The organism is Noviherbaspirillum album (genome assembly GCF_035916955.1).
GTDB classification, from domain to species: domain Bacteria; phylum Pseudomonadota; class Gammaproteobacteria; order Burkholderiales; family Burkholderiaceae_D; genus Noviherbaspirillum; species Noviherbaspirillum album.
Window position 1 is genome coordinate 213,835 of record NZ_JAWIIV010000007.1, and the last position, 24,775, is coordinate 238,609.

A 24,775-nucleotide genomic window follows, 5' to 3' on the forward strand; every position below is an offset into this window, starting at 1 on the left:
GATGCTTGCCCAGCTTCTCGATAGCGGCGTGGAAGTCGAGCGCTATTATGAGCCGCACTGGGCGAATCTCGCGCGTATGGAACGATCACATGCATTGCAAGCTGCTGATCGCCGATGCACAAGGTTTAAAAGCGGATACTTTAACGCCCGATACTAATCAGCACATGACAAATCCAGTAATGGGTTTCTTGAACTGCAAGGATAAGATGTCAGTTCAAGACGGAATCCGTAACGGAACCATGATTGACGAACGCAACGCGGCCAAGGCGAAAAAGAAGCGTATTTATGCATGGTGCCGATATGAAACCGGATAGCGGACGGTAAAGCTGCAGCTTTTGACAGCTCGCTCTAACACAGGATCGATTACCTTGGTTCGGGGATGATTTTCACAGCCATAATCTTCCCCGAGGTCTTCTCTGCGATAAATGCCAACAGATACCCCCTGCCAAATTCGCTTTCGACGGAGCTTGTTCCAACAAGATATGAAGGATTCTCTTCGTAGTCGTAATATCCAGTGGGCGTTCCGAGAAGCTCCTTGACTCTGTTGGACGTAAGGGATTTAAAGTCGTGTCGGGAAAGGAAAGAAAATACCATTTCCCCTCTTTTCTCTTGACTCGCTACAGACCACTCCTCTTTAGAGAATTCTCTCGTACCCAAAAGCTTTGCTTGTTCTGCTACTGGAGGTGGGGAACATCCAAACAAGCTTATCGTCGCCAACAGGCTCCAAAACTTAGATCGCATCTTGCTACCTTCATTTAGCCAGGACTTTGAATTGACCACTTATCAGCGCTGCCATACACCGCTGACTTAACATTGACTTAGAGGTTCCAGTTCTTCCAATTCAAAGACCCACGCCGTTATTATGAAGATCCATTTCTTTTTCAATCTTCGAATTGAGTGGCGATGATTCATGAGCCGTAGTGAACCGGAGTGCACCGGCGTAGCCAATTTCACGTGCAAGTACGGCAGACCAGAAGCAATGGCGAAACGCATCCGACTGGTCGTTGCGACCATTGAATCCGAAACGCCTTTTCGTCTCTTCAAATGCTGCTTCCTTTGAGTTTTTTATCGCAAATGCGTGATGGGGATATACAGTGATGTACTGTTGTTCGGAAGGTGTAAGTTGTTTAAATTGGTCATACACAGATAGTGACATAGTGCCTCGTTGCGGAGAGTCGGGAAATCCAGCTGTGTTGTTATATGGACAGCTTGTTTTGGGTTGAATGTTATCAGAATGATAATCATCAACACAATCATTTAATCAAGGTAATACGATGGCTGCACAGCATTTCGCTGTATTGGACCGAGGGCGTACGTCGGGTTAATGCCAATCAAAAGTCATGACATAGCAGATGAGATCGAAGGATTTTCTCGTCTAGCAAGGCCGAAGTGCGGATCAGTAATGCATAGCGGGGCTATGGAAGACGAGCGCAACGCTGGCGGCAGAAGAAGACGCCATCTTACGTTATGGAATAGCTTGGGATTGGTATAAGGCAGTATCGGCAGGCCTGTCTTCAGGTGCAGCCGATAGCATTCCCCGCGCCGTCAGGAAGGCGGACAGGTGAAAAGGCATTTCAGCATATTCCACATCATCATTGCGATCGCGCTGACGGCCGTCGTGACGATCCTCGTCGCCAATTTCAATGAAGGCGAGAAGAAAATCCAGACGCAGGTCGAAAGCCTGTACGCGGTGACCGATCCGCAGTTCCTGCGTTCGATGGGCGTGCTGCTCGGCCCGACCATCATGGAAGGCAACAAGGTCGAGCACCTGGAAAACGGACGCGAGATCTTTCCTTCGATGCTGGCGGCGATACGCTCGGCGAAGCACACCATCACCTTCGAAACCTATATCTACTGGTCCGGCCATATCGGCAAGGCCTTCAGCGATGCCTTGAGCGAACGCGCGCGCGCCGGCGTGAAGGTGCATGTGCTGCTCGACTGGATAGGCAGCGCCAAGATGGATGACGAGATGCTGGCCCGGTTGCGCGACAGCGGCGTCGAGGTCGAGCGCTATCACGAGCCGCACTGGGCCAATCTCACCCGCATGAACAACCGCACCCACCGCAAGCTGCTGGTCGTCGACGGACAGGTCGCCTTTACCGGCGGCGTCGGCATCGCCGACCTTTGGGACGGCGATGCGCAGGACAAGGACCACTGGCGCGACTCGCACTTCCGCGTCGAGGGGCCGGCGGTATCGGAATTCCAGGCCGTCTTTCTCGATAACTGGGTCAAGGCCAACGGGCGCGTCCTGCATGCTGCCGAATACTTTCCGCACATCGAGCCCAAGGGGAAGGTGCTTGCCCAGATGTTCAGCAGCTCACCGACCGGCGGCAGCGAAAGCATGCACCTGATGTATCTGCTGTCGATCGCATCGGCCCGGCAGACGATACTGCTGGCGAACTCGTATTTCGTTCCTGACGATCTTTCTGTCGACGCGCTGGTCGCAGCCGCCCGGCGTGGCGTAAAGATACGCATCATCACGCCGGGAAAGTACATCGATACCGAAATCGTGCGGCGCGCATCGCGGGCGCGCTGGGGAAGGCTGCTGGAAGCGGGAATCGAGATCCATGAATACCAGCCGACCATGTTTCACTGCAAGATCATGATCGTGGACGGCTTTCTCGTGTCGACAGGTTCCACCAATTTCGACAACCGTTCGTTCAGGCTCAATGATGAAGCCAATCTCAACATCTACGACGCGAATTTCGCGGAGGAGATGACGGCGGAGTTCGAGCAGGATGTCGCGCGTTCGCGCCGCATCACGCTGGAGGAGTGGAAGTCGAGGCCGCTGCAGGAAAAGATTTTCGAACATGCGATGTCACTGTTCGGCAAGCAGCTATAGATATGGTAGGTCCGATGACTGTCCTCAGGCAGCCTGCATGATCTTTATGACTGGCGGCGTGGATAGCCCTCCGCAGTGATGCGCGTCCAGACCCTTTCCTTTTCCTCTTCCGTCATGAACACCCAGTTGGCGACCTCCGCGACGGTGCGTCCGCAGCCGCGGCAGACGTCATCGAAGGTGGTTGAGCAGACGGCGACACAGGGCGTGTCGGGGCGGGACTTGTTTTGCATGAAAGAAATGCCTTTGGACATCAAGCGGCAATGATAGCCCGGACCGGGTGTCTGCGCCTATCGGGCTGATGCATGCCGGCCTGCGGTGTTGCGTCCGAGCCGGTTTTCATTCGCCGCGGCCGAGCCTGCGCCACAAGGTGGTGCGGCTGATGCCGAGATGCCTCGCCGCCGCTTCGCGGTTGCCGTTGAACCGCGCCAGCACCTGAGCCAGCGATTCCCCCGATGGCGGCGCAGTCTGTGCCGCCGTCTTTTCCATGGGCGGCACTGCCGGCGCGCCGAGTTCGGGAGCGGCTGCCGCAATGAAACTCGGCGACAGTGCCTGCAGCGGTTCGGCGGCAAGGAACAGCGCAAGCCGCTCCATCAGGTTGCGCAGTTCCCGCACATTGCCCGGCCAGGCGTAATTTTCCAGTAGCGGGGCGCAGGCGAGCAGTTCCGCATGCAGGTTGGCATGCGGCCGGGCGCCCAGTGCGGCCAGCGCATTCTTCAAGCCCCATTCCGCCAGCGCCACCAGGTCGTCCCTGCGTTCGCGCAGCGGCGGCAGGGTCAGCCGCAGCACCGCCAGCCGGTAGAACAGGTCGGCCCGGAAACGGCCATCCCTGACGCGCTGGTCGAGGTCGCAATGGGTCGCGCTGATGATGCGCACATTCACCGGAACCGGCCGCGTGCCGCCCACCCGCACCACCTCCCGTTCCTCCAGCACGCGCAGCAGGCGGGTCTGCAGGGGCAGCGGCATTTCACCGATCTCGTCGAGGAACAGCGTGCCGCGATTGGCCGCTTCGAACAGGCCGGCATGCCCGCCGCGGCGCGAACCGGTAAATGCGCCTTCCTCGTAGCCGAACAGTTCCGACTCCAGCAGCGATTCGGCCACCGCGCCGCAGTTGATGGCGACGAAGGCTTGGCGCGCGCGCTGGCTTTCGCGGTGTATTGCCTGGGCCGCCAGCTCCTTGCCGGTGCCGGTCTCGCCCTGGATCAGCACGGTCGCCGGCGACTTGGCGAACAGCACGATGGCTTGCCGCACCCGCTGCATCGCGGCCGATTCGCCGCGAAGATCGGCCAGGCCATGCTTGGCGCGCAGCGCATCGGCCAGCGGGTTGGCGCGGGCGCGGCCGGATTCCAGGCGGGTGAAGCGGGCGATTTCCAGCGCATCCTCGAAGGCGCGGCGGATCGATGCCGCGGAATAGACGAACACGCCGGCCAGGCCGGCTTCCTCGGCCAGGTCGGTGATAAGACCGGCGCCGACGATGGCCTTGATGCCGGCGGCCTTCATTTCGTTGATCTGGGCCCGCGCATCTTCCTCGGTCGCATAGGTGCGCTGCAGGATCTTCAGGCCAAAGGTGTCCTGGAATTCGCTCAGTTCCGGCATGGTTTCCTGGTAGCTGATCATGCCGATATCGGCCGTGATCTTGCGGGCGCGGGCCAGCGCCTGCATCACGTCAAAGCCGCTGGCCTTGGCGATGACCACCGGCAGCGACAGGCGGCTCTTCAGGTAGGCGGCGTTGGAGCCGGCGGCGATCACGGCGTCGCAGCGCTCGTTTTCCATGCGCTCGCGGATATGGCGTACCGCATCCTCGAAGCCGAGGTGAATGGGTTCGATGCTGGCCCGTTCGTCGAATTCCAGCGTGATGTCCCGGAACAGATCGGACAGGCGGGAAATGGCGACAGTCCAGATGACCGGCTTGTCGTTCGGATCGGGGAGGGAATGGCTGCGGGTTCGCATGTGTTTCGTTCCGTTTCAGTGTTTCAAGTGTAACGCAGAATGAAACGTTGCAAGTGGCGATGAACGTTTTCACATCCAAGACGAAAGCTTTATAAGCGATTGAAATCTAAATGAAAAATAAACCGGCGCATACTCTGTTCGACTATGGCATGGGCTTTGCAATTCAGCATGCAGTCGCAGTTCCATGAAACATCCAACAGGTGAATCAATCCATGAGTCTCCAATCCGCAGGCGCCGCCTTCCGCAAGGCGGTCAAAGAAGAATCCCCGTTGCAGGTGGTCGGTGCCATCAATGCCAACCATGCCCTGCTGGCCAAGCGCGCCGGCTATCGCGCCATCTACCTGTCCGGCGGCGGCGTGGCCGCCGGTTCGCTCGGCTTGCCCGACCTCGGCATTTCCAACCTCGACGACGTGCTGACCGACGTGCGCCGCATCACCGATGTCTGCGACTTGCCGCTGCTGGTCGACGTCGATACCGGATTCGGCTCTTCCGCCTTCAACGTCGCGCGCACCGTGAAGTCCATGATCAAGTTCGGCGCCGCCGCGATCCATATCGAAGACCAGGTCGGCGCCAAGCGCTGCGGCCATCGCCCGAACAAGGAAATCGTTTCCAAGCAGGAAATGGTGGACCGCATCAAGGCGGCGGTCGATGCCCGCACCGATGAGAACTTCGTGATCATGGCGCGCACCGATGCGCTCGCCGTAGAGGGCCTGGAAGCCGCGCTCGACCGCGCCCAGGCCTGCGTCGAAGCCGGCGCCGACATGATCTTCCCCGAAGCCATCACCAAGCTGGAGATGTACAAGACCTTCGCCGACGCGGTGAAGGTGCCGGTGCTGGCCAACATCACCGAATTCGGCGCGACGCCGCTGTACACGGTGGAGGAACTCAAGAGCGTGGATGTCGGCCTGGTGCTGTATCCGCTGTCGGCCTTCCGCGCGATGAACAAGGCGGCCGAAAACGTGTATGCCGCAATCCGCCGCGACGGCACGCAAAAGAATGTGGTCGACACCATGCAGACCCGCATGGAACTTTACGACCGCATCAACTACCACGACTTCGAACAGAAGCTCGATGCGCTCTTCGCGCAGCAAAAAGCGAAATAATCGCCAGATAACCAAATAATCGAATAAACGTACAACCCATCCCTGGAGACTTTTGTATGAGCGAACAGCAAGCCACCGGCTTCAAGCCGAAGAAATCCGTCGCCCTGTCCGGCGTCACCGCGGGCAACACCGCGCTCTGCACGGTCGGCAAGACCGGCAACGACCTGCATTACCGCGGCTATGACATCCTCGATGTCGCCGATGCCTGCGAATTCGAAGAAATTGCCTATCTGCTGGTACACGGCAAGCTGCCCACCGAGGCGGAATTGAGGGGCTACAAGGCCAAGCTCAAGTCGCTGCGCGGCCTGCCGGCCAATGTGAAGGCAGCGCTCGAAACGCTGCCGGCTTCCTCGCATCCGATGGACGTGATGCGCACCGGCGTTTCGGTGCTGGGATGCGTGCTGCCGGAGAAGGACGACCACAACACGCCCGGCGCGCGCGACATCGCCGACCGCCTGATGGCATCGCTGGGCTCGATGCTGCTGTACTGGTATCACTTCAGCCATAACGGCCGGCGCATCGAGACCGAGACCGACGATGATTCCATCGGCGGCCATTTCCTGCACCTGCTGCACGGCCACAAGCCGAACGAGTCGTGGGAGCGCGCCATGCATACCTCGCTGATCCTGTATGCGGAGCATGAGTTCAATGCATCGACCTTCACCGGGCGCGTCGTCGCCGGCACCGGCTCCGACATGTATTCCGCGATCACCGGCGCCATCGGCGCGCTGCGCGGCCCCAAGCACGGCGGCGCCAATGAAGTCGCGTTCGAGATCCAGAAGCGCTACGACAATCCGGACGAGGCGGAAGCCGACATCCGCCGCCGCGTGGAAAACAAGGAAGTGGTGATCGGCTTCGGCCATCCGGTGTACACCATCTCCGACCCGCGCAACAAGGTGATCAAGGAAGTCGCGCGCAAGCTGTCGAATGAAGCAGGCTCGTCCAAGATGTTCGACATCGCCGAGCGCCTGGAAAGCGTGATGTGGGACATCAAGAAGATGTTCCCCAACCTCGACTGGTTTTCCGCCGTGTCTTACCACATGATGGGCGTGCCGACCGCGATGTTTACGCCGCTGTTCGTCATCGCGCGCACCTCGGGCTGGGCCGCGCATATCATCGAGCAGCGCATCGACAACAAGATCATCCGCCCGAGCGCCAACTATGTCGGCCCGGAAGACCTGAAGTTCGTTCCGATCGGCGAACGCAAGTAAATCCGGTTTCAAGTCAAGGCGGGTGCCAGCAGCGACTTCATTGCTGGCGCCCCATCCAGAACACACTCACTCAGATCAGCCATGAATACCGCCTACCGCAAGCCCCTGCCGGGCACGTCACTGGACTATTTCGATGCGCGCGCCGCGGTCGAGTCCATCCAGCCGGGTGCCTGGGACAAGCTGCCCTATACCTCGCGCGTGCATGCCGAGAACCTGGTGCGCCGCTGCGATCCGACCATCCTGGTCGATTGCCTGAAACAGATCGTCGAGGTCAAGCGCGAGCGCGACTTCCCGTGGTTCCCCGCGCGCGTGGTCTGCCACGACATCCTGGGACAGACCGCGCTGGTCGACCTTGCCGGCCTGCGCGATGCGATCGCCAAGCAGGGCGGCGACCCCGCCAAGGTCAATCCCGTGGTGCCGGTGCAGCTCATCGTCGACCATTCGCTGTCGGTCGAGTGCGGCGGCTTCGACCCGCAGGCCTTCGAGAAGAACCGCGCGATCGAGGATCGCCGCAACGAAGACCGTTTCCATTTCATCGAATGGACCAAGCTGGCGTTCAAGAACGTCGACGTGATCCCCGCCGGCAACGGCATCATGCACCAGATCAATCTGGAGAAGATGTCGCCGGTAGTGCATGCGAAGGATGGCGTGGCATTCCCAGATACCCTGGTCGGCACCGACAGCCACACCCCGCACGTCGATGCGCTGGGCGTGATCGCGGTCGGCGTCGGCGGCCTGGAAGCCGAGAACGTCATGCTCGGCCGCGCCTCCTGGATGCGCCTGCCGGAAATCATCGGCGTGGAGCTGACCGGCAAGCGCCAGCCGGGCATCACCGCCACCGACATCGTGCTGGCGCTCACCGAGTTCCTGCGCAAGTCGAAGGTTGTCGGCGCCTACCTCGAGTTCCACGGCGACGGCGCGAAATCGCTGACGCTGGGCGACCGCGCGACTATCTCCAACATGGCGCCGGAATACGGCGCCACCGCGGCGATGTTCTCGATCGACGAGCAGACCCTCGAATACCTGAAACTCACCGGCCGCCCGGATGAGAATGTGAAGCTGGTTGAAATCTATGCGAAGGAAACCGGGCTCTGGTCCGACACGCTGAAGAATGCGCAGTACGAGCGCTCGCTCACGTTCGACCTGTCGTCCGTCGTGCGCAACATGGCCGGCCCGTCCAATCCGCATGCGCGGGTGGCGACCACCGACCTGGCCGTCAAGGGCATCGCCGGCAAGTGGGAAGAAGTCCCGGGCCAGATGCCGGACGGCGCGGTCATCATCGCCGCCATCACCAGTTGCACCAACACCAGCAATCCGCGCAACGTGATCGCCGCAGGTCTCTTGGCGCGCAACGCCAACCGCCTCGGCCTGACCCGCAAGCCCTGGGTGAAGAGTTCGCTGGCGCCGGGATCGAAGGCCGTGGAGCTGTACCTGGACGACGCGGGGCTGAAAGGCGAACTGGAAAAGCTCGGCTTCGGCATCGTGGCCTTCGCCTGCACCACCTGCAACGGCATGTCGGGCGCGCTCGATCCGAAAATCCAGCAGGAGATCATCGACCGCGACCTGTACGCGACTGCCGTGCTTTCCGGTAACCGCAACTTCGACGGCCGCATCCATCCGTATGCGAAGCAAGCCTTCCTCGCGTCGCCGCCGCTGGTAGTAGCCTACGCGCTGGCCGGCACCATCCGCTTCGACATCGAGCGCGACGCCTTCGGCACCGATGCCAACGGCAAGCCGATTATGCTCAAGGACCTTTGGCCGACCGATGAAGAGATCGATGCCATCGTCAAATCCAGCGTCAAGCCGGAACAGTTCCGCAACGTCTACATTCCGATGTTCGAGAAGAAGGCGGCGGTCACCGAAGGCATCAAGCCCCTGTACGACTGGCGTCCGATGAGCACCTACATCCGCCGTCCGCCTTACTGGGACAAGGAAGGGCAGGGCGCGCTCGCGGCCAATCCGCGCACGCTCAAGGGCATGCGTCCGCTGGCGGTCCTCGGCGACAACATCACCACCGACCACCTGTCGCCGTCGAATGCGATCCTGCCGAGCAGCGCCGCGGGCGAGTACCTGGCGAAGATGGGCCTGCCGGAAGAAGACTTCAATTCCTACGCGACCCACCGCGGCGACCACCTGACGACCCAACGCGCCACCTTCGCCAATCCGACGCTGAAGAACGAGATGGTGCGCAATGCCGACGGCACGGTGAAGCCGGGTTCGCTGGCCCGCATCGAGCCGGAAGGCCAGGTCACGCGCATGTGGGAAGCGATCGAAACCTACATGGAGCGCAAGCAACCGCTGATCGTGATCGCCGGCGCCGACTACGGGCAGGGATCTTCTCGCGACTGGGCAGCCAAGGGCGTACGCCTGGCCGGCGTGGAAGCCATCGTCGCCGAAGGCTTCGAGCGTATCCACCGCACCAACCTGATCGGCATGGGCGTGCTGCCGCTGGAGTTCAAGCCGGGCGTCAACCGCCTGACCCTTGGCATCGACGGCACCGAGACCTTCGACGTGATCGGCGAGCGCAAGGCGCGCGCCGACCTGACGCTGGTTATTTATCGCAAGAACGGCGAACGCGTGGAAGTACCGGTGACCTGCAGGCTCGATACCGGCGAGGAAGTGTCGATCTATGAAGCCGGCGGCGTGCTGCAGCGGTTTGCGCAGGACTTCCTGGAGTCGGAGGCGAAAGCGGCTTGATTGGTCAGGCTTGGTTTGCTCCGCTTCACTCGTCCTCTTTAAGGAACAGAGGTAAAGCAGATCGAGTTTTGATCCAGGTAGTGAATTTGAAATTTTAGATACGGAGAAAGGATCCCCTCTCCCGCAGGCGGGAGAGGGGAGCGGCCTGTATTGGTTTGGCGCACTGACCCATCAAACTAGCTAATCCGAAAGAAGCGGTGCAACAGCAGCGCCTCGAGAAACTGCCCTACGAAGGACAACATCCATGCCCCACCTACCCCAAATCAAAATCCCCGCCACCTACATGCGCGGCGGCACCAGCAAAGGCGTGTTCTTCCGCCTGCAGGACCTGCCGGAATCGGCGCAGGCGCCTGGCGCGGCGCGCGATGCCTTGCTGATGCGCGTCATCGGCAGCCCCGATCCCTACGGCAAGCAGATCGACGGCATGGGCGCCGCGACTTCCAGCACCAGCAAGGCCGTGATCGTCGCCAAGAGCAGCAGGGCGGACCATGATGTCGATTACCTGTTCGGACAGGTCTCGATCGACAAGGCCTTCGTCGACTGGAGCGGCAACTGCGGCAACCTGTCTTCGGCGGTCGGGCCATTCGCCATCAGCAACGGCCTGATCGACGCCGAACGCATTCCGCACAACGGCGTCGCAACGGTACGCATCTGGCAGGCCAACATCGGCAAGACCATCATTTCGCATGTGCCGATCACCAACGGCGAAGTGCAGGAAACCGGCGACTTCGAACTCGACGGCGTGACGTTTCCCGCGGCGGAAGTGCAGCTGGAATTCATGGACCCCGCGGCCGAGGAAGAAGGTGCGGGCGGTTCGATGTTCCCGACCGGCAATCTGGTCGACGACCTCGAGGTGCCAGGCATCGGCACGCTGAAGGCGACCATGATCAATGCCGGCATACCGACCATTTTCGTGAATGCGGAAGCCATCGGCTACACCGGCACCGAGCTACAGGATGCGATCAACGGCGACGCCAAGGCATTGGCCATGTTCGAGACCATCCGCGCCTTTGGCGCGGTGCGCATGGGACTCATCAAGAATGTCGACGAAGCGGCCAAGCGCCAGCATACGCCGAAGGTGGCCTTCGTTGCCAAGCCCGCGGCTTACGTCTCGTCGAGCGGCAAGGAAGTGAAGGAGAGCGATATCGACCTGCTGGTGCGCGCGCTGTCGATGGGCAAACTGCACCATGCGATGATGGGCACGGCGGCGGTTGCCATCGGTACCGCGGCGGCGATTCCCGGCACGCTGGTCAATCTCGCGGCAGGCGGCGGCGAACGCACGGCGGTGCGCTTCGGCCACCCGTCCGGCACCTTGCGTGTCGGCGCGCAGGCGGAGCGGATCAATGACGAATGGAGCGTGACCAAGGCCATCATGAGCCGCAGCGCCCGTGTGCTGATGGAAGGCTGGGTGCGCGTGCCGGGCGATGCATTCTGAGCATCGGCGAATCTTGGATGGCATCAACAAAAGCGCAGCGGAAACAAAACCCGCTGCGCTTTTTTCTTGAGCCTCCGGCATGCCTTTCACGTAAGTCCGCAGTAAGCCGGTTCATCCAAACTGAAACTATAAAACCACGATGGAGACGCCATGAACTTTGCAGATTTCTACCAGCATTCGGTCGATCACCCGGAGCAATTCTGGGATCAGGAAGCGAAGCGGATCGACTGGCGGCAGCCTTACTCGAAAGTGCTCGATTATTCGAAGCCGCCGTTCACCAAATGGTTCGCCGGCGGCACCACCAACCTGTGCCACAACGCGGTCGACCGCTGGGTGCAGACGCAGGGCGACAAGCCGGCGCTGATCGCGATCTCCACCGAAACCAATAGCGAGAAGGTCTACAGCTTCCGCGAACTGCAGAGCGAAGTCATGCGCGCGGCGGCGATGATGCAATCGCTCGGCGTGGGCCGGGGCGACCGCGTGCTGATCTACATGCCGATGATTGCCGAAGCGGCATTTGCCATGCTGGCCTGCGCGCGCATCGGCGCGATCCATTCGGTGGTGTTCGGCGGTTTCGCCGCCAACAGCCTAGCCACGCGCATCGACGATGCGAAGCCGGTGCTCATCGTGTCCGCCGATGCCGGTTCGCGCGGCGGCAAGGTGGTCGAGTACAAGCCCCTGCTCGACGAAGCGATCCGCCTCGCGCAGCACAAGCCCGCGCATGTGCTGCTGGTCGATCGCGGCCTGGCGGGCATGCAGATCACCGAGGGCCGGGATGTCGATTATGCGGCGCTGCGCGACCGGCACATGCAGGCGCAGGTGCCGGTCACCTGGCTGGAATCGAACGAGACGTCCTACATCCTCTACACCTCCGGCACCACCGGCAAGCCCAAGGGCGTGCAGCGCGATGTCGGCGGCTATGCGGTTGCGCTGGCAGCATCGATGAAGCACATCTTCTGCGGCAATCCGGGCGAGACCTATTTTTCCACCTCGGATATCGGCTGGGTGGTCGGCCATTCCTACATCGTATACGGCCCGCTGATCGCCGGCATGGCGACCGTGATGTACGAAGGCTTACCGATCCGGCCCGACGCCGGCATCTGGTGGAGCATCGTCGAGAAATACAGAGTTACGCGCATGTTCTCCGCGCCGACCGCGGTAAGGGTCCTGAAGAAGCAGCCGACCGAGTTCATGCGCAAGCATGACCTGTCTTCACTAAAGGCGCTGTACCTCGCCGGAGAACCGCTGGATGAACCGACCTCGTCCTGGATCGCCAATGAACTCGGCGTACCGGTGATCGACAACTACTGGCAGACCGAGACCGGCTGGCCCATACTGTCGGTGGCCAAGGGCGTCGACGACAAGCCGACGCGCCTCGGCAGTCCCGGCGTGCCGATGTTCGGCTACAAGGTCAAGCTGCTCAATGAATCCACCGGCGCCGAATGCGGGCCGAACGAAAAGGGCGTGGTGGTCATCGAGGGGCCTCTGCCACCGGGCTGCATGCAGACGGTGTACGGCGACGATGAGCGTTTCGTAAAGACCTACTGGTCGAATTTCCGTGAGCCGGTGTATTCCACCTTCGACTGGGGTATTCGCGATGCCGACGGCTACTACTTCATCCTCGGCCGTACCGACGACGTGATCAACGTCGCCGGCCACCGGCTCGGCACGCGCGAAATCGAGGAAAGCATCTCCAGCCATCCGAACGTGTCTGAAGTCGCGGTGGTGGGCGTCGAGGACAAGATCAAGGGACAGGTGGCGGTGGCCTTCGCGATCCTGAAGAATGCCGACGCGGCGGCGACCCCGGAAGGACGCAAGGCGTTGGAAGCAGAAGTGATGGCGGTGGTCGACAAGCAGCTTGGTGCGGTCGGGCGGCCGGCGCGGGTGCATTTCGTGTCGCTGCTGCCGAAGACGCGCTCGGGCAAGCTGCTGCGCCGCTCGATACAGGCCATCTGCGAAGGCCGCGATCCGGGGGACCTGACTACGATCGAGGATCCCTCCAGCCTGCAGCAGATACGCGCCGCGCTGGCGGATTGAGACTTGCAAGGTAGTGCAGGCCGCCGTGCCTGCACAAAGCCCTGTGGCCGGAGAAGGTGCAGGCGCGGCGGCCTGCACTACCCGGACTTGGTTTATTCGATGGTCGCCACCACCGGCGTATGGTCGGAAGGCTGTTCCCACTTGCGCGGCGCCTTGTCGATGATGCAGCCGGTGCAGCGCGCGGCCAGCGGAGGCGACAGCAGCACATGGTCGATGCGCAGCCCCATGTTGCGGCGGAAAGCCATCATCCGGTAATCCCACCAGCTGAACAGCTTTTCCGGCTGCTCGAACAGCCGGAAGGAATCCTTGAAGCCGAGATCGAGCAGGCGCTGGAAGGCTGCGCGCTCCAGGTCCGACACCAGCACCTGTCCCTGCCAGGCGACCGGGTCGTGCACGTCGCGGTCGTCGGGCGCGATGTTGTAGTCGCCCAGCAGCGCCAGGCTCTCGTGCGTTTTCAATTCATCGGCCAGCCAGTCGTGCAGCGCATCGAGCCAGCGCAGCTTGTACTGGTACTTGTCCGAGCCCACCGCCTGGCCGTTCGGAATGTAGGCGCATACCACGCGCACGCCTTCGATGGTCGCCGCGATGATGCGCTGCTGCTCATCCTCGAAGCGCGGATTGTTCTTCACCACCTCGCTCATCGGATGCTTCGACAGGATGGCCACGCCGTTGTAGGTCTTCTGCCCGGTGAATGCCACCTGGTAGCCGGCGGCTTCGATCTCCGCCACCGGGAACTTGTCGTCGGTCAGCTTGGTTTCCTGCAGGCACAGCACGTCGACCGGATTTTCAGCCAGCCATTGCAGGACCTGCGGCAGGCGGACCTTGAGGGAGTTGACGTTCCAAGTGACTAGTTTCATGGATGCAAGATGAAAGCGTATTCGCGGATTGCGGCGCAGCGTACGTCAGGATGTCGGGATGAACCGGGGCGGCGCGCGCCGCCCCGGACACGGATGAACGAAAAAGATCAGGCCTTGCCGTCGGCGCGGTTGATCAGGAAGGTAGTCAGCAGCGGCACCGGCCGGCCCGAAGCGCCCTTGGCCGCGCCGCTCTTCCATGCGGTGCCCGCGATGTCGAGGTGTGCCCAGGTGTACTTGCGGGTATAGCGCTCGAGGAAGCAGGCCGCGGTGATGGCGCCGCCCGGCGGGCCGCCGATGTTGGCCATGTCGGCGAAGTTGGACTTCAGCTGTTCCTGATAGGCATCTTCGATCGGCATGCGCCATGCGGTGTCGCCGCTGGTCTTGCCGGCTGCGAGCAGTTCGTTGGCCAGGTTGTCATGCACGTCGTCGTTGCGTGTGAACAGGCCGGAATTGTGATGGCCGAGCGCGGTCACGCAGGCGCCGGTCAGCGTCGCGATGTCGACCACTGCCGCCGGCTTGAAGCGCTCGACATAGGTCAGCGCGTCGCACAGGATCAGGCGGCCCTCGGCGTCGGTATTGAGGATCTCGATGGTCTGGCCGGACATGGAAGTGACGATGTCGCCCGGCTTCGACGCGCGCCCGGACGGCATGTTCTCGCAGGCCGGGATGACGCCGATCACGTTGAGCTTGAGATTCATCTCGCCGATGGCGCGGAAGGTGCCGAGCACCGAGGCGGCGCCGCACATGTCGTACTTCATCTCATCCATGTTCGCGCCCGGCTTGAGCGAGATGCCGCCGGTGTCGAAGGTGATGCCCTTGCCGACCAGGACTACCGGGGCATCCTTGGCCTTGCCGTTGAGGTGCTTGAGCACGATGAATTTCGGCGGCTCGTCGCTGCCCTTGGTCACCGACAGGAAGCTGCCCATCTTGAGCGCTTCCAGTTGCTTGCGGTCCAGCACTTCGACGCCGAAACCGTAATCCTTCGCCAGCCGCTTGGCGGTGTCGGCCAGGTAGCTCGGCGTGCAGATGTTGGGCGGCAGGTTGCCGAGGTCCTTGGCCAGGTCGACGCCATTGGCCAGCGCCAGGCCCTGGGCGACCGCGGACTTGACGACGCCGTCGGCGGCGGCCGACAGGAAGGCGATCTTCTTCACGCCGCCCGGCGCGGCTTCCTTGGTGCTCTTGGTGGTGTCGTAGCGGTAGCCGGCATCGCGCACCGCCAGCACGGCGCTGCGCACCGCCCAGGCCGCATCGCGGTTCCGGACCTGGTCCAGCGGCAGGGCGATGGCGCCGTCTGCCGCGCCCAGCGTGGCGAAGGCGCGGGCCGTTGCCTGGACCGCGGATACGAAATTCTTTTCGGAGAGTTCCTGCTCCTTGCCGAGGCCGACCAGCAGCACGCGCTCGGCGGCCACGCCGTCGAGGCCGCGCAGGAGGAGGGTGGACCCGGCCTTGCCGCTGATGTCGCCCGACTTCAGCGCCGCGGCGATCTGGCCCTTGCGGTCCAGCGACTGGGCGGCCTGGGAGAGTTTCTTGTCTTCAAATACGCCTACTGCAATAACGCCGGTTTTGGCCCCGGTCAGGCCGGTTTTTGCGTCGATAGGTTTTATGCTAAAGTCCATGGTCACTCCTTTTGAGACGCAATTATAGTCTTCTATTCAATGATCTTTCAGCGCGCTCTCCGACGCGAACTGGTTAGTACCGCCGGCGCTGTATTCACCACGCTGTTCACAATCACGATCACCGTGATGCTCATCAAGATCCTCGGCCAGGCGGCCGGCGGGCGTGTCGCATCGCAGGACGTCATTGCACTTATCGGCTTCGCGGCACTCAAGTATCTGTCGATTATCCTTATCCTGACCGGTTTCATCTCGGTGCTGGTGGTCGTTACCCGAAGTTACCAGGATTCGGAAATGGTGGTCTGGTTTGCATCAGGACTGAGTCTTTCGAGATGGATCAAGCCTGTCATGAGCTTCGGCCTGCCGCTTGTCCTTTTGATAGGCTTGCTCAGCTTCGTCGTTACGCCCTGGGCCAACCGGCAGAGCGCGGAATTCCGCGAGCGCTTTGAAAAGCGGGAAGACATTTCCCGCGTCTCGCCCGGTAAATTCCAGGAATCGTCTTCCGCCGACCGCATCTTCTTCGTCGAGGGCATCAGCGGCGATTCGACCAAGGTCCGCAACGTGTTCGTCAACACCATCGAGAACGGGCGCACCAGCGTCGTCGTCGCCAAGGAAGGCACGGTGGCCATCGACGAGCGCGGCGACAAGTTCCTGGTCATGGACAAGGGCCGCCGCTACGACGGCGTGGCCAGCCAGGACGATTTCCGCGTGATCGAATTCGAGCGCTACGGCGTGCTGGTGGCGCGCCAGTCGCAGGCACTGATCGGAGACCTGTCGGCGCGCTCGCTGCCGACACCGGCGCTGATCGCCAACCTGAATCATTTCAACAGCGGGGAACTGCTGTGGCGGCTGTCGCTGCCGATCATGGGGCTGCTGCTGATGCTGCTGGCGATCCCCCTCGGTTTCGCCAATCCTCGCGGCGGCCGCTCGGCCAACCTGCTCATCGCGCTGCTGCTCTACATCATCTACAGCAACATGGTCAGCGTGTTCCAGGCATCGGTGGTGCAGAAGCGGATGTCGCTGGACATGGCATGGTGGCCGCTGCACCTGACCGCCGCCTTGCTGATCGCCTTCCTGTTCTGCTGGCGGCTGTTCGTCAACCATCCCTATCATCCGGCGACCATGTGGGGCGCGTTCAAGCGCTCCTGGCGCCAGGGCAAGGCGGCCAAATGAGGATACTCAACCGCTATGTCGCCAGGGAGATCACGGTCGCGGTGTCATTCACCCTGATTGCGTTTCTGGCGCTGTTCGCTTTCTTCGACCTGATCGGCGAACTGTCGGACGTCGGCAACGGCAATTACCAGCTGCAGCATGCCTTCGTGTATGTGCTGCTGGCGCTGCCCGGCTATGTCTACGACCTGATGCCGATCGCCGCGCTGATCGGCACCATCTACGCGCTGGCGCAGTTCGCTTCCCGTTCGGAGTTCACCATCATGCGCGCTTCCGGGCTGTCGACCGGCATGGCGGGCAGGATGCTGGCGCGCGTGGGCATCGTGATGGTCGTCATCACCTTTCTGTTCGGTGAATTCATCGCGCCCAGAACCAGTGAAATGGCCGAGCGCTGGAAGCTGCAGGCGGAAGGCGCTTCGATCTCGCAGGAATTCCGCACCGGCCTCTGGACCAAGGACGTCATCCGCGAAAACGGACTGACCGGCGAATCCATAGGCACCCGTTTCCTCAACGTGAAGGACGTCAGCCCGCAGGGCCAGCTGCGCGGCGTGCGGCTGTTCGAGTTCGACCGCGAATTCAGGATGACATCGATGGTGACGGCCGCGTATGCGGATTACCAGGGCAGTAATGTCTGGCGGCTCTCCGAAGTGACGGAAACCGGATTCTCGGTGAATGTGACCGACATCTCGGCGGCCGTCTCCACCAAGACGGCACCCACGCGCGACCTGATTTCCGAAATCACGCCCAACATCCTGTCGGTCCTGTTCGCCGATCCCGACCGCATGTCGGCGCTCGGCCTGGCAACCTACACCCGGCACCTGACCGAGAACAACCAGACCACCGAGCGCTATGAGATTGCGTTCTGGAAAAAATTGATCTATCCGTTCGCGGTGCTGGTGATGATGGCGCTGGCGCTGCCGTTCGCCTACCTGCATTTCCGCGCCGGCGGTGTCAGCCTGAAAATCTTCATTGGCATCATGATCGGTGTGAGCTTCCAGCTGCTGAACAGCCTGTTCTCGCATGTCGGATTGCTTAACACCTGGCCGCCACTGACGACGGCCTTGGTACCCAGCATGATTTTCCTGCTGATCGCGATTTCGGCCCTGTGGTGGGTGCAGAAGCATTAGTGCAATTTCAGCGCAATTACCGGAGAAACCACCATGGCAAAACGATCCCTCATCCTGTTCGCGCACGGCGCGCGCGATCCGCGCTGGGCCGAACCGTTTCAGCGGCTGCAGGGCATCCTGCAGGCGCAGTCGCCGGACATCGAGGTTTCGCTGGCCTTTCTCGAACTGATGTCGCCGCGTTTGCCGGAGCGTGTCGATCAGCTGGTGGCGGAAGGCTGCACCGAGGCGACCGTGGTGCCGGTGTTCTTCGGGCAGGGCGGGCATGTGCTGCGCGACCTGCCGCTGATACTCGACGAGATAAGGCTGAACCATCCTCGGCTTGCGATCAAGGCGAGCCCGGCGGTCGGGGAGAGCGACGAGGTGCTGAATGCGATTGCGGGGTATTGCCTGGGGCAGGTGCGGGCGGGGTGAATGCCGGCTTTCCCCGGACGGGCGGCTTGGTGCGGGCACGGAGGCCTGCACTACTTGAGCAGCTCAAGATTCAGCTAAGTAGTGCAGGCCTCCGTGCCTGCACAACGCCGCTTGTCCGAAGACACGCTTTAATCCCGTGATTCGCCACGCCGCGCAAACGCCTCGCCGATCATCACCAGCACCGGCCCCTGGCAATCGGGCAGGCCCTGTTCCAGTTCCGCCAGTGTCAGCCGCATCACCCGTTCATTGGGCCGGCTGCAATTCTCCACCGCGATCACCGGCAGCGAAGGCNAAACGCCTCGCCGATCATCACCAGCACCGGCCCCTGGCAATCGGGCAGGCCCTGTTCCAGTTCCGCCAGTGTCAGCCGCATCACCCGTTCATTGGGCCGGCTGCAATTCTCCACCGCGATCACCGGCAGCGAAGGCGAACGGCCCTGTTCCAGCAGCTTGCGCGCCGTGGTCATGGCTTCCCTGCCGCCCATGTATTGGATGAGGGTGTCGCAGTCGGGCAGGGTGGTTTCGTCCGGATGATTCGGCGCCGTGCTGGAGGTGAAGAAGGCGACGCTGCGCGCGATGCCGCGCTTGGTCAGCGGTTGCCGGGTCGATGCCGCCGCTGCCAATGCCGTGGTGATGCCGGGCACGACTTCAACCTCGATACCCTCGGATTCCAGCGCCCGCAATTCCTCGTCGGCGCGTCCGAACATCATCGGGTCGCCGCCCTTCAGGCGCACCACCAGCTTATATTTCCTGGCACAGGCGACCAGTTGTTCATTAATGACGGCCTGGGCGGTAGAACGCTGGCCGGAGCGCTTGCCGACGGAAATCTTTTCCGCCTGCGGGCACAGCGCCAGCATCTCCTCGGTGACCAGCGCATCGTAGAGCACGACGTCGGCTTGGGACAAAATTCGGGCGCCGCGGACCGTGATCAGGTCGGCGGCGCCCGGGCCGGCGCCGAGCAGATAGACCTTGCCGGTCGCCTGCGCGGCGGGATTGGACTGCATGACGCTTCCTGTTCAGGCCAGGCGGATCATGCCGGCGGCCACGGTCTGGTGAGTGACTTCATCGATCAGGATGAAGGCTCCGGTCGAGCGGATCGCATCATAGGCATCGGCCGCCAGCGGCTGCTGCACGTTGAGCGATATCGTGGCGATATCGTTGAGCTTGAGCGCCTCGGCACTACGGCGTTCCTGGGTATTGATGTCGAGCAGGGTGTCGATCTTGGTCACGCGTGCGGCCACCTGCTTGGTGGTGTGCTTGAGCCAGTACTTGCGGCGCATGTCGAGCGGTTCTTCCGACAGCCAGCAGACGTCGGCGCTCACGGTCTTCTGCAGGGTGGCGGGAGCATCGGCGGCGGCCAGCATGTCGCCGCGCGAAATATCCAGATACTCTTGCAGCAGCAGCGTCACCGACTGGCCGGCGGAAGCCGACTGCAGCGAGCCGTCGAGCGTGAGGATGTCCTTCACGGTCGCGGTCTGGCCGCTAGGCTGCACCACCAGCTTGTCGCCCTTGCTGACCCTGCCGGCTTCGATGCGGCCCATGTAGCCGCGGAAATCGTTCGCTTCGTGGCCGTTGTGGCGTGCCACCAGCTGCACCGGGAAGCGCAGCGGCTCGACATGGGCGTCGTCGTAGACCGACAGCGATTCCAGCAGGCTGATCAGCGTCGGGCCCTGGTACCAGGGCATCTTGTCGCCGGCTTCGACCACGTTGTCGCCGGCCAGCGCCGACAGCGGGATCGGATGCACATCCTTGAGGCCGAGCTGGTCGGCGAACTGCTTGTAGGCGCCGACGATGCGGTCGTAGACGGTCTTGTCGTAATTGACCAGGTCCATCTTGTTGACCGCGACGATCACATGCTCGATGCGCAGCAGGTGGGCGATGGTCGAATGGCGCTTGGTCTGGGTCAGCAGCTCGACGCTGCCGTCGTCGCCCAGCTTTACCTTCGATACGTCGATCAGGATGATGACGGCGTCGGCGGTGGAGGCGCCGGTCACCATGTTGCGGGTGTATTGCTCGTGGCCAGGCGTGTCGGCGATGATGAACTTGCGCTTGGGCGTGGCGAAATAGCGGTAGGCGACATCGATGGTGATGCCTTGCTCGCGCTCGGCTTCCAGGCCGTCGGTCAGCAGCGACAGGTCGACGGTGTCGCCGACGGTGCGCTTGTGCTTGGCGCGCGAAATCGATGCGAGCTGATCGGCGAAGATGCCCTTGCTGTCGAACAGCAGGCGGCCGATCAGCGTGCTCTTGCCGTCATCGACGGAACCCGCGGTGATGAAGCGCAGCAGGCCGCGCTCGGTGCCTGCACTGGTCGACAATACTTGATCTGCAACTACGGCGTTCATCAGAAATATCCTTCTTTCTTGCGTTTTTCCATCGAGGCTTCGGACGTCTGGTCATCCATGCGGGTCGCGCCGCGCTCGGTAATCTGGGTCACCGCGGTTTCGGCGATGATTGCATCCACGTCGGCCGCATCGGATGCGACCGGGCAGGTGCAGGAAATGTCGCCGACGGTGCGGAAGCGCACGATGCGTTTCTCGACGGTCTCGCCTTCGCGCGGCGGCGTGAGATCGGTCAGCGGCACCAGCAGGCCGTTGCGCGGGATGACCTCGCGCTCGTGCGCGAAGTAGATCGGCGGCAGCTCCAGCTTTTCCCGCGCGATGTATTGCCAGACGTCGAGCTCGGTCCAGTTCGAAATCGGGAATACGCGCATGTTCTCGCCCGGATGGACCCGGGTGTTATACAGGTCCCACAGCTCGGGGCGCTGCGCCTTCGGATTCCACTGGCCGAATTCGTCGCGGAAGGAAAAGATGCGCTCCTTGGCGCGCGCCTTTTCCTCGTCGCGGCGGGCGCCGCCGATGCAGGCGTCGAACTTGTGTTCTGCGATGGTTTCCAGCAGCGTCACGGCCTGCGCCGCATTGCGGGAATCGGTCTGCGGATTGCGCAGGCGCACGGTGCCGCGCTTGATCGAATCTTCCACTGAGCCGACGATCAGGCGCTCGCCGAGTTCAGCCACGCGCTTGTCGCGAAACTCGATCACTTCCGGGAAGTTGTGGCCGGTGTCGATATGCACCAGCGGGAACGGAAACTTGCCCGGACGGAAAGCCTTTTCGGCGATGCGCAGCAGCACGACCGAATCCTTGCCGCCGGAGAAGAGCAGCGCGGGATTGGTGCACTCGGCCGCGACTTCGCGCATGATGTGGATCGCTTCCGATTCCAGCCAGTCCAGGTGACGGTTGCTGGCGGCGTCAAGAAAGAGTTTTTCGACTGCTGTGTTCATAGTGTTGTTCTTGCCTTGTGATACGTCTGATACCTCATTCAGGTTCCCGCGCCGGAAAAGTTCGGGAACTGCCTTCCTTACATTCCTGCCTTGCAGTCAGGTGTGCTCAGGTGCGGTCAGGTCTCGGCCACCGCCTTGATCCGCACCAGCTTGCCGTCGACCACGTGCAGGCCGCATTCCTTCGACTCCGGGTTTTCCCACCACCAGCGGCCGGCGCGCACATTCTCGCCCGGCTGGATGGCGCGGGTGCAAGGCTCGCAGCCGATCGACGGATATCCCTTGTCGTGCAGCGGGTTGTACGGCACGTTGTTGGCGCGGATGTAATTCCAGACGTCTTCCTCGGACCAGTCCGCCAGCGGATTGAACTTGGTCATGCCGTGCGCCGGATCGTCTTCCTGCACCCCGAGTTCGGCGCGGGTGGTCGACTGCGAACGGCGCTGGCCGGTGATCCAGGCCTTGTTGCCGGCGAGCGCGCGGTTCAGCGGCTCGACCTTGCGAATGCGGCAGCATTCCTTGCGCATGTCGACGCTGTCGTAGAAGGCGTTCAGGCCGTTCTGCTTGACGTAGGCATCGATGGCGTTCGGCTCGGGCTTGTACAGCGCGACCTCATAGCCATAGGTTTCGCGGATGCGATCGACCATGCCCAGGGTTTCCTTGTGCAGGCGGCCGGTTTCCAGCGTGAAGATGCCGATCGACAGCTTGGCCTTCAAAATCATGTCGGCCAGCACCATGTCTTCGGCAGCCAGGCTGGAGGCGAACACCGCCGGCGAAAACTCGTCGGCAATGCGCCTGAGCGTCGCCTGCGTGTTCCCGACCAGGGTGTTCAGGTCGCTCATGCCGGCGCTCCACTGCGCTGCACACGGCGGAACAGCGGCGATTTCTGGTCCCAGGAAGTCTGGTAGACCTCGGAGAAATCGGTCAGTCCCTTGAGCGCGTCATGGATGTTCTTGTCTTCGCGCACCGCGAAGGCATCGAAGCCGACGCGCTGCATGTAGAACAGCTGGTCGCGCAGAACGTCGCCGATGGCGCGCAGCTCGCCGGTGTAGCCGAGGCGGGCGCGCAGGTTGTAGGCGGTCGAGTAGCCGCGGCCGTCGGCGAATTTCGGGAAGTCGACGGCAACCACCTTGAAGTTGCCCAATTCGCCCTTGAGTTCTTCCGGACGCTCGCTGCTGGCGATCCAGACACCCAGCTCGGCGCGGCCTTCCAGCGTGGCGCGCTGCGCCTGCCAGACCTTCAGAGGCACGATGACCTTGCCGTCGGGGATGGCTACGGTTTCCGGCGTGTCCTCCTCGCCGAGGCGCAATACGTTCCAGTCATCGGAGACGACGGCCCTGTTCTTGATGATGTTACGCATAGGCGTCCTCTCCGGTTTTGTGTTCGATCTTGATGGGGGTGGCGTAGACGAATTCCTTGAACGGCGCCACCCCGATGCGGCGCGCGGTATCGATGAAGCGTTCGTCTTCGTTGCGCTCGCGCAGGTAGACCTGCAGGATGCGGTCGATCACTTCCGGCATCTGATGCGCGGAGAACGACGGGCCGATGATCTTGCCGATGCTCGAATTGTTACCCTGGGCGCCGCCGACGGACACCTGGTACCACTCGCTGCCGTCCTTGTCGACGCCGAGGATTCCGATGTGGCCGACATGATGGTGACCGCAGGAGTTGATGCAGCCGGAAATGTTGAGCTCGATCTCGCCGATGTCATGCTGGAAGTCGAGGTTGTCGAAACGCTCGGCGATGTCGGCTGCGATCGGGATCGACTTGGCATTGGCCAGCGCGCAGAAGTCGCCGCCCGGGCAGCAGATCATGTCGGTCAGCAGGCCGATGTTGGGTGTGGCCATGCCGTGCGCCTTGGCGTCTTCCCACAGGCGGATCAGGTCGGACTGCTTCACGTCCGACAGCACCAGGTTCTGCTCGTGGGTCACGCGCAGTTCGCCGAAGCTGTAGCGGTCGGCGAGCTCGGCGGCGAAGTCCAGCTGTTCCGCGGTAGCGTCACCCGGCGGCACGCCGGTCTTCTTCAGCGACAGCACGACGGCGGCATAGCCCGGCATCTTGTGCGGCTTGACGTTGCGCTTGATCCAGTTGGAGAAGGCCTTGTTGTCGTTCTTGAACTGCTCGACAGCGGCGTCGACGGCCGCCAGCTTCTCATAGGCCGGCGCCGGGAAGAACGAGGCCACGCGCGCCAGTTCCTCTTCGGTCAGCGTGCTCGGGCCATCCTTGATGTCGGCCCATTCCGCCTCGACCTGGCGGGCGAATTCCTCGATGCCGAGCGCCTTGACGAGGATCTTGATGCGGGCCTTGTACATGTTGTCGCGGCGGCCGTACTGGTTGTAGACGCGCAGGATGGCTTCGATGTAACTCATCACGTGCTGCCACGGCAGGAAGGCCCGGATCTCGCTTCCCAGGATGGGCGTGCGGCCCATGCCGCCGCCGACCAGCACGCGGAAGCCGATCTCGCCCTGCTCGTTCTTCACCACCGACAGGCCGATGTCATGCACCTGGATCGCGGCGCGGTCTTCGAGCGCGCCGTTGATGGCGATCTTGAACTTGCGCGGCAGGAAGGCGAACTCCGGGTGGAATGTGCTCCACTGGCGCAGGATCTCGGCATAGGGACGCGGATCGATGATCTCGTCGGGCGCAATGCCGGCGAATTCGTCGGAAGTGATGTTGCGCACGCAGTTGCCGGAAGTCTGGATCGCATGCATCTCCACCGATGCCAGCTTGGACAGGATTTCCGGGGTTTCCTCGAGCTTGATCCAGTTGAACTGGATGTTCTGGCGGGTCGTGAAATGGCCGTAGCCGCGGTCATGCTCGCGCGCGATATGGGCGAACATGCGCATCTGTTTCGACGACAGCAGGCCGTAGGGAACGGCGATGCGCAGCATGTAGGCATGGCGCTGGTAGTACAGGCCGTTCTGCAGACGGAGCGGGCGGAATTCATCCTCGGCAAGTTCGTCGGAGAGACGGCGGCGTACCTGATCCGCGTATTGGGCTACGCGTTCCTTGACGATCTGATGGTCATACTGGTCGTATCGATACATCTTCTTGT

General features: G+C 62.1%; 22 protein-coding genes. 10 read left to right on the forward strand and 12 right to left on the reverse strand.

The window, feature by feature from the left end; genetic code table 11:
* Positions 1 to 89: 89 nt before the first annotated feature.
* Positions 90 to 314 (forward strand): hypothetical protein, encoded by a 225-nt coding sequence (locus RY831_RS11115; RefSeq protein WP_326506401.1) that lies wholly within the window; start codon positions 90 to 92, stop codon positions 312 to 314.
* 49 nt (positions 315 to 363) lie between these two features.
* On the opposite strand, the gene RY831_RS11120 is transcribed toward RY831_RS11115, so the two are convergent.
* Together RY831_RS11120 and RY831_RS11125 are read right to left on the reverse strand one after the other, a co-directional pair.
* Positions 364 to 717, reverse strand: coding sequence for a hypothetical protein (locus RY831_RS11120; RefSeq protein WP_326506402.1), 354 nt, complete (start codon positions 715 to 717; stop codon positions 364 to 366).
* Positions 718 to 841: 124 nt separating this feature from the next.
* A complete protein-coding gene (locus tag RY831_RS11125; RefSeq protein ID WP_326506403.1) occupies positions 842 to 1,156 on the reverse strand; it encodes a DUF6973 domain-containing protein in 315 nt (104 codons plus the stop codon).
* Positions 1,157 to 1,561: 405 nt separating this feature from the next.
* On the opposite strand from RY831_RS11125, the gene cls reads away from it, so the two are divergent.
* Positions 1,562 to 2,842, forward strand: coding sequence for a cardiolipin synthase (gene cls, locus RY831_RS11130; protein WP_326506404.1), 1,281 nt, complete (start codon positions 1,562 to 1,564; stop codon positions 2,840 to 2,842).
* A gap of 44 nt (positions 2,843 to 2,886) precedes the next feature.
* Here the strand turns inward: cls and RY831_RS11135 are convergent, their stop codons facing one another.
* Together RY831_RS11135 and prpR are read right to left on the reverse strand one after the other, a co-directional pair.
* Entirely contained in the window at positions 2,887 to 3,072 is a 186-nt protein-coding gene (locus tag RY831_RS11135) for a DUF1289 domain-containing protein (protein WP_326506405.1), read from the reverse strand.
* 106 nt (positions 3,073 to 3,178) lie between these two features.
* Positions 3,179 to 4,789: a propionate catabolism operon regulatory protein PrpR gene (gene prpR, locus RY831_RS11140; protein ID WP_326506406.1), complete on the reverse strand. Its 1,611-nt coding sequence runs from the start codon at positions 4,787 to 4,789 to the stop codon at positions 3,179 to 3,181.
* 212 nt (positions 4,790 to 5,001) lie between these two features.
* Between prpR and prpB the strand changes: the two genes are divergently transcribed.
* The 5 genes from prpB (at position 5,002) to RY831_RS11165 (ending at position 13,272) form a co-directional block, all read left to right on the forward strand.
* Positions 5,002 to 5,892: a methylisocitrate lyase gene (prpB, locus tag RY831_RS11145; protein ID WP_326506407.1), complete on the forward strand. Its 891-nt coding sequence runs from the start codon at positions 5,002 to 5,004 to the stop codon at positions 5,890 to 5,892.
* A 56-nt stretch (positions 5,893 to 5,948) separates the two neighbouring features.
* Positions 5,949 to 7,103: a bifunctional 2-methylcitrate synthase/citrate synthase gene (gene prpC, locus RY831_RS11150; protein WP_326506408.1), complete on the forward strand. Its 1,155-nt coding sequence runs from the start codon at positions 5,949 to 5,951 to the stop codon at positions 7,101 to 7,103.
* An 81-nt stretch (positions 7,104 to 7,184) separates the two neighbouring features.
* Positions 7,185 to 9,800, forward strand: a complete 2,616-nt coding sequence (gene acnD / locus RY831_RS11155) for a Fe/S-dependent 2-methylisocitrate dehydratase AcnD (protein WP_326506409.1) — start codon at positions 7,185 to 7,187, stop codon at positions 9,798 to 9,800.
* A gap of 244 nt (positions 9,801 to 10,044) precedes the next feature.
* Complete coding sequence (prpF, locus tag RY831_RS11160; RefSeq protein ID WP_326506410.1) at positions 10,045 to 11,235, forward strand: 2-methylaconitate cis-trans isomerase PrpF; 1,191 nt, start codon at positions 10,045 to 10,047, stop codon at positions 11,233 to 11,235.
* Positions 11,236 to 11,385: 150 nt separating this feature from the next.
* Positions 11,386 to 13,272 (forward strand): propionate--CoA ligase, encoded by a 1,887-nt coding sequence (locus RY831_RS11165; RefSeq protein ID WP_326506411.1) that lies wholly within the window; start codon positions 11,386 to 11,388, stop codon positions 13,270 to 13,272.
* Positions 13,273 to 13,364: 92 nt separating this feature from the next.
* Here RY831_RS11165 and xth read toward each other — a convergent pair whose 3' ends face one another.
* The gene (gene xth, locus RY831_RS11170) at positions 13,365 to 14,129 is read right to left on the reverse strand and encodes an exodeoxyribonuclease III (RefSeq protein ID WP_326506412.1); all 765 of its coding nucleotides are present in this window, start codon (positions 14,127 to 14,129) and stop codon (positions 13,365 to 13,367) included.
* A 107-nt stretch (positions 14,130 to 14,236) separates the two neighbouring features.
* Positions 14,237 to 15,745 (reverse strand): leucyl aminopeptidase, encoded by a 1,509-nt coding sequence (locus tag RY831_RS11175; RefSeq protein ID WP_326506413.1) that lies wholly within the window; start codon positions 15,743 to 15,745, stop codon positions 14,237 to 14,239.
* A gap of 39 nt (positions 15,746 to 15,784) precedes the next feature.
* Between RY831_RS11175 and lptF the strand changes: the two genes are divergently transcribed.
* Genes lptF through RY831_RS11190 form a run of 3 tightly spaced genes read left to right on the forward strand, consistent with a single transcriptional unit; the run spans position 15,785 to position 18,450 of the window.
* Positions 15,785 to 16,915 (forward strand): LPS export ABC transporter permease LptF, encoded by a 1,131-nt coding sequence (gene lptF, locus RY831_RS11180; protein WP_326506414.1) that lies wholly within the window; start codon positions 15,785 to 15,787, stop codon positions 16,913 to 16,915.
* A complete protein-coding gene (gene lptG / locus RY831_RS11185; RefSeq protein ID WP_326506415.1) occupies positions 16,912 to 18,039 on the forward strand; it encodes an LPS export ABC transporter permease LptG in 1,128 nt (375 codons plus the stop codon). Before lptF ends, lptG begins: the two co-directional genes overlap by 4 nt.
* Before the next feature lie 33 nt (positions 18,040 to 18,072).
* Entirely contained in the window at positions 18,073 to 18,450 is a 378-nt protein-coding gene (locus RY831_RS11190) for a sirohydrochlorin chelatase (protein WP_326506416.1), read from the forward strand.
* A gap of 274 nt (positions 18,451 to 18,724) precedes the next feature.
* On the opposite strand, the gene cobA is transcribed toward RY831_RS11190, so the two are convergent.
* The 6 genes from cobA to RY831_RS11220 all read right to left on the reverse strand — a co-directional run bounded on the left by cobA (position 18,725) and on the right by RY831_RS11220 (position 24,767).
* Entirely contained in the window at positions 18,725 to 19,453 is a 729-nt protein-coding gene (gene cobA / locus RY831_RS11195) for a uroporphyrinogen-III C-methyltransferase (protein ID WP_326506417.1), read from the reverse strand.
* 12 nt (positions 19,454 to 19,465) lie between these two features.
* A complete protein-coding gene (locus RY831_RS11200) occupies positions 19,466 to 20,791 on the reverse strand; it encodes a sulfate adenylyltransferase subunit 1 (RefSeq protein WP_326506418.1) in 1,326 nt (441 codons plus the stop codon).
* Entirely contained in the window at positions 20,791 to 21,726 is a 936-nt protein-coding gene (gene cysD, locus RY831_RS11205; RefSeq protein ID WP_326506419.1) for a sulfate adenylyltransferase subunit CysD, read from the reverse strand. The genes RY831_RS11200 and cysD overlap by 1 nt, the downstream gene beginning before the upstream one ends.
* A gap of 116 nt (positions 21,727 to 21,842) precedes the next feature.
* On the reverse strand, positions 21,843 to 22,562 hold the full coding sequence (locus RY831_RS11210) for a phosphoadenylyl-sulfate reductase (protein WP_326506420.1): 720 nt from the start codon (positions 22,560 to 22,562) through the stop codon (positions 21,843 to 21,845).
* Complete coding sequence (locus RY831_RS11215; RefSeq protein WP_326506421.1) at positions 22,559 to 23,080, reverse strand: DUF934 domain-containing protein; 522 nt, start codon at positions 23,078 to 23,080, stop codon at positions 22,559 to 22,561. The genes RY831_RS11210 and RY831_RS11215 overlap by 4 nt, the downstream gene beginning before the upstream one ends.
* On the reverse strand, positions 23,073 to 24,767 hold the full coding sequence (locus RY831_RS11220) for a nitrite/sulfite reductase (RefSeq protein WP_326506422.1): 1,695 nt from the start codon (positions 24,765 to 24,767) through the stop codon (positions 23,073 to 23,075). Before RY831_RS11220 ends, RY831_RS11215 begins: the two co-directional genes overlap by 8 nt.
* Positions 24,768 to 24,775 lie beyond the last annotated feature (8 nt).

What these genes read in the sequence shown, in the direction of transcription:
- RY831_RS11115 (WP_326506401.1), top strand. Translation starts at nt 90, where the DNA reads ATGCATTGCAAGCTGCTGATCGCCGATGCACAAGGTTTAAAAGCGGAT.
- RY831_RS11125 (WP_326506403.1), bottom strand. Translation starts at nt 1,156, where the DNA reads ATGTCACTATCTGTGTATGACCAATTTAAACAACTTACACCTTCCGAA.
- RY831_RS11135 (WP_326506405.1), bottom strand. Translation starts at nt 3,072, where the DNA reads ATGCAAAACAAGTCCCGCCCCGACACGCCCTGTGTCGCCGTCTGCTCA.
- prpR (WP_326506406.1), bottom strand. Translation starts at nt 4,789, where the DNA reads ATGCGAACCCGCAGCCATTCCCTCCCCGATCCGAACGACAAGCCGGTC.
- prpB (WP_326506407.1), top strand. Translation starts at nt 5,002, where the DNA reads ATGAGTCTCCAATCCGCAGGCGCCGCCTTCCGCAAGGCGGTCAAAGAA.
- prpC (WP_326506408.1), top strand. Translation starts at nt 5,949, where the DNA reads ATGAGCGAACAGCAAGCCACCGGCTTCAAGCCGAAGAAATCCGTCGCC.
- acnD (WP_326506409.1), top strand. Translation starts at nt 7,185, where the DNA reads ATGAATACCGCCTACCGCAAGCCCCTGCCGGGCACGTCACTGGACTAT.
- prpF (WP_326506410.1), top strand. Translation starts at nt 10,045, where the DNA reads ATGCCCCACCTACCCCAAATCAAAATCCCCGCCACCTACATGCGCGGC.
- RY831_RS11165 (WP_326506411.1), top strand. Translation starts at nt 11,386, where the DNA reads ATGAACTTTGCAGATTTCTACCAGCATTCGGTCGATCACCCGGAGCAA.
- xth (WP_326506412.1), bottom strand. Translation starts at nt 14,129, where the DNA reads ATGAAACTAGTCACTTGGAACGTCAACTCCCTCAAGGTCCGCCTGCCG.
- RY831_RS11175 (WP_326506413.1), bottom strand. Translation starts at nt 15,745, where the DNA reads ATGGACTTTAGCATAAAACCTATCGACGCAAAAACCGGCCTGACCGGG.
- lptF (WP_326506414.1), top strand. Translation starts at nt 15,785, where the DNA reads ATGATCTTTCAGCGCGCTCTCCGACGCGAACTGGTTAGTACCGCCGGC.
- lptG (WP_326506415.1), top strand. Translation starts at nt 16,912, where the DNA reads ATGAGGATACTCAACCGCTATGTCGCCAGGGAGATCACGGTCGCGGTG.
- RY831_RS11190 (WP_326506416.1), top strand. Translation starts at nt 18,073, where the DNA reads ATGGCAAAACGATCCCTCATCCTGTTCGCGCACGGCGCGCGCGATCCG.
- RY831_RS11200 (WP_326506418.1), bottom strand. Translation starts at nt 20,791, where the DNA reads ATGAACGCCGTAGTTGCAGATCAAGTATTGTCGACCAGTGCAGGCACC.
- cysD (WP_326506419.1), bottom strand. Translation starts at nt 21,726, where the DNA reads ATGAACACAGCAGTCGAAAAACTCTTTCTTGACGCCGCCAGCAACCGT.
- RY831_RS11210 (WP_326506420.1), bottom strand. Translation starts at nt 22,562, where the DNA reads ATGAGCGACCTGAACACCCTGGTCGGGAACACGCAGGCGACGCTCAGG.
- RY831_RS11215 (WP_326506421.1), bottom strand. Translation starts at nt 23,080, where the DNA reads ATGCGTAACATCATCAAGAACAGGGCCGTCGTCTCCGATGACTGGAAC.
- RY831_RS11220 (WP_326506422.1), bottom strand. Translation starts at nt 24,767, where the DNA reads ATGTATCGATACGACCAGTATGACCATCAGATCGTCAAGGAACGCGTA.